Below are 13,043 nucleotides of genomic sequence, written 5' to 3'. Positions count from 1 at the left end.
TTTCCGATACGCTGGTGGGCCAAGAGGAGGAGGTCCACCGATGCCAGATCCAGTGGTCCCGCAGCCGGACGGTCAGAAGACCCCGGAGCAGCGGCTGGTCGACACCACGTTGACCTTCAGCATGGACATGGGCGCGGCGCTCACCGCCGAGTCCGGTGTCTCAGCGGAAGAGCGCGAGGCGGTCAACGCCCTGCCGTCCGGATCGGCGCTGCTCGTCGTGCGCCGCGGTCCGAACGTGGGTGCGCGGTTCCTCCTCGACTCCGACGTCACGACCGCCGGCCGACACCCCGACGCCGACATCTTCCTCGACGACGTCACCGTGTCGCGCAAGCACGCGCAGTTCCTGCGCCACGGCACGGCGTTCACCGTCAAGGACAACGGTTCGCTCAACGGCACGTACTTCGACGGTGACCGCATCGACGAAGCACCGCTCACCGACGGGGCAGAGGTCCAGGTCGGCAAGTTCCGTCTGACGTTCTACGCGTCCCGGGTCGACCTGGCGCGCCTGGCGAACGCGTAGTGGCCGCACGGTCCGCTGCGGCCCGGGCGGGGTCAGCGGCACCGGACCTGCTCACGATCGGGCAGGTCCTCGCTCGTCTCAAGCCCGAGTTCGCGGACCTGTCGAGTTCCAAGCTGCGCTTCCTCGAAGAGCGTGAGCTCGTCACGCCGATCCGCACGGCCAGTGGGTACCGCAAGTTCTCGGCGGCCGACGTCGACCGCCTCCGGGTGATCCTCGGCCTGCAGCGCGACCACTACCTGCCGCTCAAGGTCATCAAGGACTACCTCGCCGACCTCGACGCCGGGCGCGAGCCCGTACTGCCGGGCGGTGGGGACGCCCCACGTCCCTCGATCCTCGGGCGCGAGCGTCGGTACACCCGTGACGAAACGGCCCGAGCGGCCGGCGCGTCCCCGATGCTCCTGGCCGACGCGGTCTCCGCATCACTGCTCCCCGCCACCGAGACCTACGGCGAGGACAGCGTGTCGGTCCTCAAGGCACTCGTCGAGCTGCAGCGGACCGGCATCGAGCCGCGGCACCTGCGCACGCTCCGCAGCACCGCCGAGCGCGAGGTCGGACTCATCGAATCCGCGCTCATGCCCGTGTCCCGCCGGGGCGATGCGACGTCACGGGCGAAGGCCACGGAACTCGCACGCGAGATCGCCGTCCAGCTCGAGGTCATCCGCTCGAGCCTCATCCGCGCGGCGATCGGTCGTCTCGACGCATGATCCGTTCCGGTGCTCCGCGGGGGCTTGTGCGTCAGTGGGTGGGGCGTATCCTCGACACGCCGGACGCGCCGAGTCGGATGTCCCGCGCGGGAGCGGTCGGAGTCGCTACCGTTGACCTCGGAACAACTTTCAACCCGTCGTTGAACCTTCGGGTGGGAGCTCGATCGTCGTGGAAGGCAAGCGCATGAGTGGGAACGACACCCCAGGCACCGAGTCGGACACGACGCGGTACGACCTCGGGCTGCTCTTCACCGACGGCCTCCCCGAGCACGACGAGCAGAACGGCTACCGCGGCACCGTCGCCGCACGTGCAGCCGGCATCTCGTACCGACAGCTCGACTACTGGGCACGCACCGAACTCGTGCAGCCCACCATCCGCGGCGCTGCCGGCTCCGGTTCCCAGCGCCTGTACGGCTTCCGCGACATCCTCGTGCTCAAGCTCGTGAAGCGCCTGCTCGACACCGGCATCTCGCTGCAGCAGATCCGCACCGCCGTGAACCAGCTCCGCGAGTCGGGCGTGTCCGACCTCGCCCAGACCACCCTGATGTCCGACGGAGCCTCGGTGTACCTGTGCACCTCGGACGACGAGGTCATCGACCTGGTGTCCCGCGGTCAGGGTGTCTTCGGCATCGCGGTCGGCAAGGTCCTGCGCGAGGTCGAGACCTCCTTGGTCGAGCTCGACGCCTCCGCGGCGGCCGACCCGTCCGACGAGCTCGCCGCGCGTCGCGCTTCCCGCGCTTCCTGACCAGGTTCTCGTCCCGCGGATCGCCCCGAGTGGTGACGAACCGTCGCGTGCGCGTCGCCGAGTGGTCACGAACCGTCGTCCGCGCGGCCGTCGGCCGACAGTGGGTGACCGCTCGGCGGACGTGAGCGGGATGTTGTGACCGCTGGGCGAGCCGGGGCCGGGCGTGTCTGCCGGGGCAGAGACGGGCCTCCTGGCAGTCGGCGCGTGGTCACGAACCGTCGTGTGCGCGTCGCCGAGTGGTCACGAACCGTCGTTCGCGCCGCGGTCGGCCGACAGTCGGTGACCGCTTGGCGGACGTGAGCAGCGCGTCGCGCCCGCGCGTCGCGCCCGCGCGGCAGCGACCTACGCGCCTACGGCACCCGAACCGTCGGCGTAGGGCCCGATCTTGCCGGTCCGCATGATGCGCTCGAGCAGCTGGTCGAAGTTCTTCGCCATCTCCTGCGCGGACTCGCCGGGCCACACGTGCAGGGGCTTCGCGGCACCCTGCGCCTGCTGCAGCGAGGTGCGCTCGGGCAGCTGCGGCGACAGGACGAGCGGCCCGAACATGTCGCGGAGTTCCTTGATGCGGAACTGGTGCTCGAGCGACTGGACGCGGGCACGGTTCACGATGATGCCGAGCGGCTGCAGGCGGGGGGAGAGACCGCGGCGGATCTCCTCGATGGCACGGAGGGCGCGGTCGGCTGCGGCGACGGAGAACAGGCCGGGCTCGGTGACGACGGTGACGCGGTCGGACGCTGCCCACGCGGTGCGCGTGAGGGCGTTCAGCGACGGTGCGCAGTCGATGAGCACGAGCTCGTAGTCCTGCTCGACGTTGGCCAGGGCCTCTTCGAGCTTCCAGATGTCGCGGATGGAGGGGTGTGGCCCGTCGAAGTTGATCGCGGAGGGCGACCCGACCATGACGTCGATCTTGCCCTGCGAACCCTTCGTCCACCCGGAGGGGGCGATCGCCTGACGGACGATCTTCTCCTTCGGGTTCTCGAGGACGTCGGCCACGTTGAGGTGTCCGGCGATGTTGATGTCGAGGCCGGTGGAGACGTCGGACTGCGGGTCGAGATCCACCACCAGCGTGCGCAGTCCCTTGGCGAAGGCGGCCGAAGTCAGGCCGAGCGTCACCGTCGTCTTGCCGACACCGCCCTTGAGGGAGCTCACGCTGAGTACATGCACGATCAGCAACGTTACCGCCACTAGGGTTGTCTCACCTCAACCCGGGCTGAAAGGGACGTCGTGTTCAGCAAGATCCTCGTGGCGAACCGTGGTGAGATCGCCATCCGCGCATTCCGTGCCGCGTACGAACTGGGGGCGCGCACCGTCGCCGTCTACCCCTACGAAGACCGGAACTCCCTGCACCGCCTGAAGGCCGACGAGGCCTACCTGATCGGTGAGCGGGGCCACCCGGTCCGGGCCTACCTGGACGTCTCCGAGATCATCCGCGTGGCGCGCGAGTCGGGCGCCGACGCGATCTACCCGGGGTACGGCTTCCTGTCCGAGAACCCGGAGCTCGCCGCCGCGGCCGCAGCAGCCGGCATCACGTTCATCGGTCCGGGCGAACACGTGCTCGAGATGGCCGGCAACAAGGTGACCGCGAAGGAGCACGCGATCGCGGCCGGCGTCCCGGTCCTCGCGAGCACCCCGGCGAGTCGCGACATCGAGGAGCTCATCGCCGGCTCCGACGCCATCGGGTTCCCGGTGTTCGCCAAGGCCGTCGCCGGCGGTGGCGGCCGTGGCATGCGCCGGGTCGAGACCAAGCCCGAACTCCGTGCAGCGCTCGAAGCAGCGATGCGCGAGGCCGACAGTGCGTTCGGCGACCCGACCATGTTCCTCGAGCAGGCGGTGATCCGGCCGCGGCACATCGAGGTGCAGATCCTCGCCGACGCGACGGGCACCGAAGCGGGGACGATCCACCTGTTCGAGCGGGACTGCTCCGTGCAGCGCCGCAACCAGAAGGTCGTCGAGATCGCTCCGGCGCCGAACCTCGACCCCGCCGTCGCCCGAGCTCTGCACCGCGACGCCGTGGCCTTCGCCCGCTCGATCGGTTACGTGAACGCCGGCACCGTCGAGTTCCTGCTCGACACCGAGGGCGAGCGCGAGGGTCAGCACGTCTTCATCGAGATGAACCCGCGCATCCAGGTCGAGCACACCGTCACCGAAGAGGTCACCGACGTCGACCTGGTGCAGTCGCAGATGCGCATCGCCTCGGGCGAGTCGCTCGCCGACCTCGGCCTGTCGCAGGACACCGTTTCCGTGCACGGGGCCGCGCTGCAGACCCGCATCACGACCGAAGACCCCACGCAGGGCTTCCGGCCGGACACCGGCCGCATCACCACGTACCGCAGCCCGGGCGGCGCCGGCGTGCGTCTGGACGGCGGCACGGTCGCCACCGGTGCGCAGATCAGCCCGCACTTCGACTCGATGCTCGCCAAGATGACGTGCCGCGGACGCGACTTCCCGACGGCCGTCGCCCGTGCGAAGCGTGCCCTCGCCGAGTTCCGCATCCGCGGCGTGAGCACGAACATCCCGTTCCTGCAGGCCGTGCTCGAGGACCCGGACTTCGCCCGCGGCGATGTCTCGACGAAGTTCATCGAGGAACGTCCGCAGCTGTTCAGCGGCCACGTGTCGAAGGACCGCGGCACCAAGGTCCTGAACTGGCTGGCCGACGTCACGGTGAACAAGCCGAACGGTGACCGGTCGCCGCTGGTCACCGACCCGAGCGCCAAGCTCCCCGCCCTCGACCTCAGCGCCCCGGTGCCCGAGGGTCAGCGCGACGTGCTGCTGGCGCAGGGTCCGGCCGAGTGGGCGAAGGCACTCCGCGCCCAGACCCGGCTCGCCGTGACGGAGACGACGATGCGCGACGCGCACCAGTCGCTGCTCGCCACCCGTGTCCGCACGAAGGACCTCGTCGCCGTCGCACCGTACGTCGCGCGGCTCACGCCGCAGCTGCTGAGCGTCGAGGCCTGGGGCGGAGCGACGTACGACGTCGCCCTCCGGTTCCTCGGCGAGGACCCGTGGGAGCGCCTGGCCTCGCTGCGCGAGGCGATGCCGAACATCCCGATCCAGATGCTGTTACGCGGCCGCAACACGGTCGGCTACACCCCGTACCCGACCGAGGTGACGGACGCGTTCGTCGCCGAGGCCGCCGCCACGGGCGTCGACGTCTTCCGCGTGTTCGACGCGCTCAACGACGTCAGCCAGTTGCGACCGGCCCTGGAGGCAGTGCTCGCGACCGGCACGGCCGTCGCCGAAGCGGCGCTCTGCTACACCGCCGACCTCCTCGATCCTGCCGAGGACCTGTACACGTTGGACTACTACCTCCGCCTGGCGGAGCAGATGGTCGAGGCCGGCGCGCACGTCATCGGCATCAAGGACATGGCCGGCCTGCTCCGCGCCGGCGCCGCCGAGAAGCTCGTCGGCGCGCTGCGCGAGCGCTTCGACCAGCCCGTGCACGTGCACACGCACGACACCGCCGGTGGGCAGCTCGCGACGCTCCTCGCCGCCGCGCGTGCCGGTGCGGACGCGGTGGACGTCGCCTCGGCGCCGATGGCCGGCACGACGAGCCAGCCGAGCATGTCCGCGCTGGTCGCCGCCCTGGCCCACACGGAGCGCGACACCGGACTGTCCCTCGACGCGGTCGGCGACCTCGAGCCCTACTGGGAGGCGGTCCGTCGGGCCTACGCCCCGTTCGAGTCCGGGCTGCCGGGTCCGACGGGTCGGGTCTACAAGCACGAGATCCCCGGTGGTCAGCTGTCGAACCTCCGCCAGCAGGCGATCGCGCTCGGCCTGGGCGACCGGTTCGAGCAGGTCGAGGACTGGTACGCCGAGGCGAACCGGATCCTCGGACGCCCGACCAAGGTCACGCCGTCGTCGAAGGTGGTCGGTGACCTCGCGCTGCAGCTCGCCGCGGTGAACGCCGACCCGGCCGACTTCGAGCAGAACCCGGACAAGTACGACATCCCGGACTCCGTCGTCGGGTTCATGGCCGGCGAGCTCGGTGACCTGCCGGGTGGCTGGCCGGAGCCGTTCCGGACGAAGGTCCTGGCGGGGCGCGACGTCCGCCTCGAGATCACCCCGGTGCCGGACGCCGAGCGCGCGCACCTCGACGCCGCGGGGCCCGAGCGCCAGCAGGCGTTGAACCGGCTGCTGTTCCCGCAGCCCACGGCCCAGTTCGAGCGGGTGCGCGAGCAGTACGGCGACCTGTCCGTGGTACCGACCGTCGACTACCTGTACGGGCTGCGCCCCGGGCAGGAGCACGTCGTGCCGCTCGGCAAGGGCGTCAACCTGTTCGTCGGGCTCGAGGCGATCGGCGAGGTCGACGACAAGGGCATCCGCACGGTCATGGCCACGATGAACGGGCAGCTCCGCCCGGTCTCGGTTCGCGACCGGTCGATCGAGGTCGAGACGAAGGTCGCCGAGCAGGCCGACAAGTCCGACCCGAAGCACGTCGCTGCGCCGTTCTCCGGTGTGGTGACGCTCAAGGTCGCCGTCGGTGACGTCGTCGAGGCCGGAGCGGCCGTGGCGAGCATCGAGGCGATGAAGATGGAAGCGGCCATCACGGCGCCCGTGGCGGGCACCGTCGGCCGTCTCGCGATCCCGGCGACCCAGCAGGTGGACGCCGGCGACCTCCTGGTGGTGCTGCAGTAAATTGACCGTCCGTCCCATCCGCCTGTTCGGCGACCCCGTCCTCCGTTCGCCTGCGGACCCGATCGCTCCGGCGGCACTCGGGTCGAGCGGGGTCCGCGACCTCGTGCAGGACCTGATCGACACCGTCAAGGAGCCCGGCCGCGCCGGTGTGGCCGCGCCGCAGATCGGTGTCGGACTCCGCGCGTTCTCGTACAACGTCGACGGCGAGGTCGGGTACGTCCTGAACCCCGAGGTCGTCGAGGTCTCGGGGGAGCCCGAGCTCATGGAGGAAGGGTGCCTGTCCGTCCCCGGGCTCGGCTACCCGACCCGGCGGCACCCGTACGCCAAGGTCCGTGGTGTCGACGTCGACGGCGCCGAGGTGGTGCTCGAGGGCACCGGGCTGATGGCCGAGGCGCTCCAGCACGAGGTCGACCACCTGGACGGCACCGTCTACGTGATGACGCTCGAACCAGAGGTCCGACGGCAGGCGCTGCGGGACATCCGGGCGCAGGAGTGGTTTCACTGATCCGCTGGTCATGAGTGCCTGCTCATGACACCCCCACGGGGGATTGTCGCTTTGTCCTGACGAAGAGGTACCGTATCCGCGTCGGCCTCCCACCGACGACCATCCCATCCCCCCAGGACTCCCGCATGACCAGTCAGACTGACGAGCTCAGCTCGCACCGCACCCGCACCAACCGTCGTCCGGCCGACACCACGGTCGCCACCGGTTCGACCGCCGTTCTCGACGCCCCCGCGACGGAGCAGTCGCCGGAGGCCTGAGCCCCGCGCGCATCTGCACCCCGCGCGCACGCACCCCGCGCGCACCTTGCGGAATCGGGCGTACCTGGTCGGAAGAAACGACCTGGTACGCCCGAAACGCCCCGGTACGCCGAGACGGCGGGACGCTACGCGCTACGCGCGGCGCGCGCGACGCTCCTCGATGACGGGCGTCGCGGTCGTCTGCACCTTCGACCCCGAGTAGATGTGGTCGATGTCGGCCGCGAAGTCGCGCAGGATGACCGACCGCTTGATCGTCAGCTTCGGCGTCAGGTGTCCGGACCCCTCCGTCAGCTCGGTGTCCAGGATCGTGAACGACCGGACCGACTCGGCTCGTGAGACCCGGCCGTTCGCGGTGTCGATGGCCTCTTGCACGGCGGTGAGCACGCGTTCGTCGTACGCGGCCTCGTGCGCGGAGAGCGCCGGCGTGATCCCGCGGCTCTCGCACCACCCCGGGAGCATCTCGCGGTCGAGCGTGACGAGGGCGGCGATGAAGGGCTTGCCCTCGCCGACGACCACGACCTGCCCGATGAGCGGGTGCTCGCGGACGCCGTCCTCGAGCGGTGCCGGTGCGACGTTCTTGCCACTCGCGGTGACGATGAGTTCCTTGGCGCGTCCGGTCACCGTCAGGATGCCGTCGTCGTCGAGCCGTCCGAGGTCGCCCGTGCGGAACCAGCCGTCGTCGGTGAACGCCCGCTCGGTGGCCTCGTCGTTCCGCCAGTAGCGGTCGAACACGTCGACGCCGCGGATCAGGATCTCCTGGTCGTCGGCGATCCGGATCTCGACCCCGGGGAGTGCCGGTCCGACCGTCCCGATGCGCAGGTCCGCTGCACGGTTCACGGTGGCGGGCGCGGTCGTCTCGGTGAGTCCGTAGCCCTCGAGGATGAGCACCCCGATCGACCGGAAGAAGTGCGACAGCCGCGGCGAGAGCGGCGCAGAGCCGCTGACCGCGTACTCGGTGCGGCCACCGAGGGCGTTCCGGAGCTTCGCGTAGACGAGCTTGTCGAACAGCTTGAACTTCAGGCCGAGCACGAGCGGGACCCGACCGGCGGCCAGCGCCTCGGAGTGGGCGACCGCGGTGTTCGCAGCAGCCCGGAAGACCTTCCCCTTGCCGCCGCGGTCGGCCTTCTGCTCGGAGGCGTTGTAGATCTTCTCGAACACCCGGGGGACGGCCAGCAGGAAGGACGGCTTGAACGACGACACGGCCTGCATGAGGTCCTTCGTGTCCGGCTCGTGGCCGACCAGTACCCCGGCGGACACGGACATCGCCGCGATGAAGCGGGCGAACACGTGGGCCATCGGGATGAAGAGCAGGGTCGAGGCGCCGTCCGCGACGACCTCGGGCATCGCGACACTGGCGTTCTCGACCGTCGCGGTGAAGTTGTCGTGCCGCAGGACGCACCCCTTCGGGCGTCCGGTCGACCCGGAGGTGTAGATGATCGTCGCGTCGTCGTGGCCGTGCACCGACGCCGTCCGCGCGTCGAGTTCGTCGTCGGTGACGTCCTCGCCGAGCCGGGTCAGGTCGTCGAGCCCGCCGCCGTCGATCGTCCAGTGCTGCCCGAGGTGCGGCAGGTCCGGGGCGATCGAGGCGACCCGACGCGCGTGCTCCTCCTGCTCGACGACGATCGCGACGGCCTCGGAGTCGGAGAGGATCCACCGGACCTGGTCGGGGGAGCTCGTCTCGTAGACGGGGACGGAGACCAGTCCTGCCGTCCACACCGCGAAGTCGACGAGGGTCCACTCCAGGCGGGTGCGGGACAGGATCGCGACGTGGGCGCCGGGCTCGAGGCCGGCGGCGACGAAGCCCTTCGCGATGCCGCGGACCCGTGCGAGCACCTCGCCGGCGGTGATCGTCGTCCACGTGTCGCCGTGGCGCTGGGCCAGGATCGGACGCGACGGCGTCAGCCGGGCGCGGTCGCCGAGCAGCCGCGCTGCGGAGCCGTGGTCAGGAGCGACGGGGCCGCTCATCGGACGCGAGGCGTGCCTCCCGGTCGGGACCTGACTGGCGCGTTCGGGTCGCTGATCGTTCACGGTGACTCCCTTGTCTGCCGGTTCGATTCGAGGGCGCCTCATCCTGCGAGGCGACACAGTCAGCATAGGACGCGTCACCGGGCGTTCCGTGAGTTCGCGGTGAACCGGTAGGCTCTTGGACCGTGCACGCCATCGGAATCGACATCGGGGGCACCAAGATCGCGGGAGCGGTCGTGACGGAACTCGGCGAGATCATCGCCGAGGACCGCGTGGCCACCAACGCTGCGGACCCGAACGCCATGCTCGACGACGTCGTCTCGATGGTCGAGCGACTCAGCTCAGGACACGAGGTCGGCGCGGTCGGCGTCGCGGCCCCGGGCTTCATCGACGCCTCGCAGTCGATCGTCTACTACACGCCGAACATCCGGTGGCGGAACGAGCCCCTGCGCCAGAAGCTGCAGCAGCGCCTCGGCGACCTGCACATCACGGTCGACAACGACGCCAACGCCGCCGGGTGGGCCGAGTTCCGCTTCGGCGCCGGCCGGCTCGTCTCCGACATGACGATGCTCACCATCGGCACCGGTGTGGGCGGCGCCATCGTGACCGAGGACCGCCTGTTCCGCGGTGGGTTCGGCACCGGCGGCGAGATCGGCCACCTGCGCATCGTGCCGAACGGTCTGCCGTGCGGCTGCGGCGCGCGTGGCTGCATCGAGCAGTACGGTTCCGGCCGTGCCCTGCAGCGGATGGCGAACGACGTCGCCGACGCCGGCGGCATCGGCTCCGCGCTGGCCGACGCGCGCGAAGCCAACGGCGGCGAGCTCGACGGACACATCGTGGGCGACCTGATCCTGGCCGACGACCCGGGTGCCCTCGCGGCGCTCCGCCGCCTCGGCCGTCACCTCGGTGAGGCCTGCGCCTCGCTGTCCGCGGTGCTCGACCCGCAGCTGTTCGTGTTCGGCGGCGGGGTCGCCAGCGCGGGGGACCGGCTGCTCGACCCGATCAAGCAGGCGTACCTCAACAACCTGCCGGCGCGTGGCTACCACCCCGAGCCGGACTTCGTGATCGCCGAGCTGGTGAACGACGCCGGAGTCGTCGGCGCCGCCGACCTGGCCCGCATCCACGCCCGCACGGCGTAACCGCGTACCGGCCCGCACGGCGTAGGGTCGCTCAGGCCCACCCCACCACCTGGAGTCGTCGATGACCTACTGGCTGCTGAAGAACTTCCTGCTCGGCCCGCTCATCCTCACCCTGTTCCGCCCGTGGGTGGTCGGCCGTGAGAACGTCCCCGCCAAGGGCCCGGTCATCTTCGCGTCCAACCACATCTCGTTCATCGACTCGGTGATCCTGCCGGCCGTGCTCGACCGGCGGCTGTCCTTCCTGGCGAAGAGCGACTACTTCACCGGGCGTGGGCTCAAGGGCTGGGCGACGAAGACGTTCTTCAACGCCATCGGCCAGCTGCCGATCGACCGCTCCGGTGGCAAGGCGTCCGAGGCCTCACTCCGCACCGGCCTGCAGGTCCTGGCGCGCGGCGAGCAGCTCGGCATCTACCCGGAGGGCACCCGCAGCCCCGACGGCAAGCTCTACCGCGGTCGCACCGGCATCGCGCGGATGATCCTCGAGGGCCGGGTGCTCGTCGTCCCCGTCGCCATGGTCGGCACGCGTGAGGTGCAGCAGATCGGGCAGCGCTTCCCGAAGATCAAGCGCGTCGGCGTGGTGTTCGGCAAGCCGCTCGACTTCTCGCGCTTCCAGGGATTCGAGACCGACCGGTTCATCCTGCGCAGCGTCACCGACGAGGTCATGCACGAGCTCGCGGGGCTGAGCCGTCAGGAGTACGTCGACGTCTACGCGACGAGCGTCAAGGAACGCGCGAGCTCCGCACGCGAGGCAGTCATGCGGGAACGGAAGTCGTCGCCCGCACGTTAGGCTCTGATGGTCCCGGCACTCCGCCAGGACGCCCGTTCTGCCGCCTTCCAGCGGCCAGGCGGGCCGCCCGCACAGAACACCGAGGTAACGCCCTTGTTCGAGTCGACCGACTTCGTCGCCCTGCAGGATCCGGACGTCATCGAGGGCCTCGACTATTGGCGCACCCTCCCCATCAAGCAGCAGCCCACGTGGCCCGACGCCGCAGCGGCCGAGGCCGCCTCGGCCGAGATCGCCACGCTGCCGCCCCTCGTCTTCGCGGGCGAGGTCGACAAGCTCCGCGAGCGGCTCGCCGCCGCCGCACAGGGCAAGGCGTTCCTGCTGCAGGGCGGTGACTGCGCCGAGACCTTCGCCGGCGCGACCGCCGACTCCATCCGCGACCGCGTCAAGACGATCCTGCAGATGGCCGTCGTCCTGACCTACGGTGCGTCGATGCCCGTCATCAAGATGGGTCGCATGGCCGGGCAGTTCGCCAAGCCGCGCTCGAGCGACTTCGAGACCCGCGGCGACGTCACGCTGCCCGCCTACCGCGGCGACATCGTGAACGGCTACGACTTCACGCCGGAGAGCCGGACGGCCGACCCCCGCCGCCTGGTGCAGGGCTACCACACGGCCGCGTCGACGCTGAACCTCGTCCGCGCCTTCACGCAGGGTGGCTTCGCCGACCTGCGCCAGGTGCACTCGTGGAACAAGGGCTTCGCGTCGAACCCGGCGAACGCTCGCTACGAGCACCTCGCCAAGGAGATCGACCGCGCGATCCGCTTCATGGACGCCTGCGGTGCCGACTTCGAGGCACTGAAGCACGTCGAGTTCTACGCGTCGCACGAGGGTCTGCTCATGGACTACGAGCGCCCGATGACCCGCATCGACTCACGGTCCGGTCTGGCGTACGACACCTCCGGCCACTTCATCTGGATCGGGGAGCGCACGCGTGACCTCGACGGTGCCCACGTGGACTTCCTGTCGCGGGTGCGGAACCCGATCGGCGTGAAGCTCGGCCCGACCACGAGCGTCGACGACATGAAGGCCCTGGTCGACAAGCTCGACCCGAACCGCGAGCCCGGCCGCCTGACGTTCATCACGCGCATGGGTGCCGGCAAGATCCGCGATGAGCTGCCCAAGCTGCTCGAGGCGATCAAGGGCATGGACGCCAACCCGCTGTGGGTCACCGACCCGATGCACGGCAACGGCCTGACCACGCCCACGGGCTACAAGACCCGTCGGTTCGACGACGTCGTGGACGAGGTCCTCGGCTTCTTCGAGGCGCACCGCCAGGTCGGTACGTACCCGGGTGGCATGCACGTCGAGCTCACCGGTGACGACGTCACGGAGTGCCTCGGCGGGTCGGAGCACATCGACGAGGCCACCCTCGCCACCCGCTACGAGTCGCTGTGCGACCCGCGGCTGAACCACATGCAGTCGCTCGAGCTCGCGTTCCTCGTGGCCGAGGAGCTCGGCGCGCACCCGCACGTGCGCGCGTAGCGCGCAGCGGGTCGCGTCAGTCCCGCCAGAGCGACAGAACCCCGCGAACCGTTCGCGGGGTTCTGTCGCTTCCGCGTACCGGACGGGAGGCCCGTGGTGGCCCTGCCCCGCGCCTCCCGTCCGCCGTCCGGTTGCGCCCACCTCGCGCCCCGCGACGCGTTTCCCGCGCCGGTCCGCGAAAGCGACAGTGTGCCGCCGATGTTCGGCGGCACACTGTCGCTTTCGCGGTGCCTTCGGCGAGGCCGTGCGGACAAGTGTCGCTTCGGCGGACCGGACCGGACCGGCCCGGACCGGGCGAGCGCGACCG

Annotated in this window: 11 protein-coding genes; 9 read left to right on the top strand and 2 right to left on the bottom strand. The window is 70.4% G+C overall.

What is annotated here, in order from left to right; all coding sequences use genetic code 11:
• The first annotated feature begins 40 nt into the window (after positions 1-40).
• The 3 genes from EDF33_RS16500 (at position 41) to EDF33_RS16490 (ending at position 1,969) form a co-directional block, all read left to right on the top strand.
• Positions 41-520: an FHA domain-containing protein gene (locus EDF33_RS16500; protein ID WP_123292449.1), complete on the top strand. Its 480-nt coding sequence runs from the start codon at positions 41-43 to the stop codon at positions 518-520.
• A complete protein-coding gene (locus EDF33_RS16495; RefSeq protein WP_123312968.1) occupies positions 520-1,224 on the top strand; it encodes a MerR family transcriptional regulator in 705 nt (234 codons plus the stop codon). The genes EDF33_RS16500 and EDF33_RS16495 overlap by 1 nt, the downstream gene beginning before the upstream one ends.
• 184 nt (positions 1,225-1,408) lie before the next feature.
• On the top strand, positions 1,409-1,969 hold the full coding sequence (locus EDF33_RS16490) for a MerR family transcriptional regulator (RefSeq protein WP_111085817.1): 561 nt from the start codon (positions 1,409-1,411) through the stop codon (positions 1,967-1,969).
• Positions 1,970-2,311: 342 nt separating this feature from the next.
• Here EDF33_RS16490 and EDF33_RS16485 read toward each other — a convergent pair whose 3' ends face one another.
• Positions 2,312-3,133, bottom strand: a complete 822-nt coding sequence (locus tag EDF33_RS16485; RefSeq protein ID WP_131846268.1) for a ParA family protein — start codon at positions 3,131-3,133, stop codon at positions 2,312-2,314.
• A 60-nt stretch (positions 3,134-3,193) separates the two neighbouring features.
• Here EDF33_RS16485 and EDF33_RS16480 point away from each other — a divergent pair, with 60 nt between their 5' ends.
• The 3 genes from EDF33_RS16480 (at position 3,194) to EDF33_RS20720 (ending at position 7,366) form a co-directional block, all read left to right on the top strand.
• Positions 3,194-6,604 carry a pyruvate carboxylase gene (locus EDF33_RS16480; protein WP_132100596.1) on the top strand — a complete coding sequence of 1,137 codons (3,411 nt, stop codon included), beginning with the start codon at positions 3,194-3,196 and terminating at the stop codon, positions 6,602-6,604.
• A 1-nt stretch (position 6,605) separates the two neighbouring features.
• Positions 6,606-7,109 (top strand): peptide deformylase, encoded by a 504-nt coding sequence (locus EDF33_RS16475; RefSeq protein WP_123292453.1) that lies wholly within the window; start codon positions 6,606-6,608, stop codon positions 7,107-7,109.
• Between the two features lie 125 nt (positions 7,110-7,234).
• On the top strand, positions 7,235-7,366 hold the full coding sequence (locus tag EDF33_RS20720) for a hypothetical protein (RefSeq protein ID WP_260095359.1): 132 nt from the start codon (positions 7,235-7,237) through the stop codon (positions 7,364-7,366).
• A gap of 132 nt (positions 7,367-7,498) precedes the next feature.
• Here the strand turns inward: EDF33_RS20720 and EDF33_RS16470 are convergent, their stop codons facing one another.
• Positions 7,499-9,331 carry a long-chain fatty acid--CoA ligase gene (locus EDF33_RS16470; RefSeq protein WP_132100665.1) on the bottom strand — a complete coding sequence of 611 codons (1,833 nt, stop codon included), beginning with the start codon at positions 9,329-9,331 and terminating at the stop codon, positions 7,499-7,501.
• A gap of 185 nt (positions 9,332-9,516) precedes the next feature.
• Between EDF33_RS16470 and EDF33_RS16465 the strand changes: the two genes are divergently transcribed.
• From EDF33_RS16465 to EDF33_RS16455, 3 genes are all read left to right on the top strand, one after another.
• The gene (locus EDF33_RS16465; RefSeq protein WP_111085799.1) at positions 9,517-10,470 is read left to right on the top strand and encodes an ROK family glucokinase; all 954 of its coding nucleotides are present in this window, start codon (positions 9,517-9,519) and stop codon (positions 10,468-10,470) included.
• Positions 10,471-10,531: 61 nt separating this feature from the next.
• Positions 10,532-11,257: a lysophospholipid acyltransferase family protein gene (locus tag EDF33_RS16460; RefSeq protein WP_123292455.1), complete on the top strand. Its 726-nt coding sequence runs from the start codon at positions 10,532-10,534 to the stop codon at positions 11,255-11,257.
• 93 nt (positions 11,258-11,350) lie between these two features.
• On the top strand, positions 11,351-12,736 hold the full coding sequence (locus tag EDF33_RS16455; protein ID WP_123340362.1) for a 3-deoxy-7-phosphoheptulonate synthase class II: 1,386 nt from the start codon (positions 11,351-11,353) through the stop codon (positions 12,734-12,736).
• Positions 12,737-13,043: the final 307 nt, after the last annotated feature.

Origin of the sequence: Curtobacterium sp. PhB146, assembly GCF_004342995.1 — a bacterium.
Lineage (GTDB): Bacteria > Actinomycetota > Actinomycetes > Actinomycetales > Microbacteriaceae > Curtobacterium.
The sequence above is the reverse complement of the archived record's forward strand: the minus strand, read 5'-3'. Positions and strand labels throughout refer to the sequence as shown.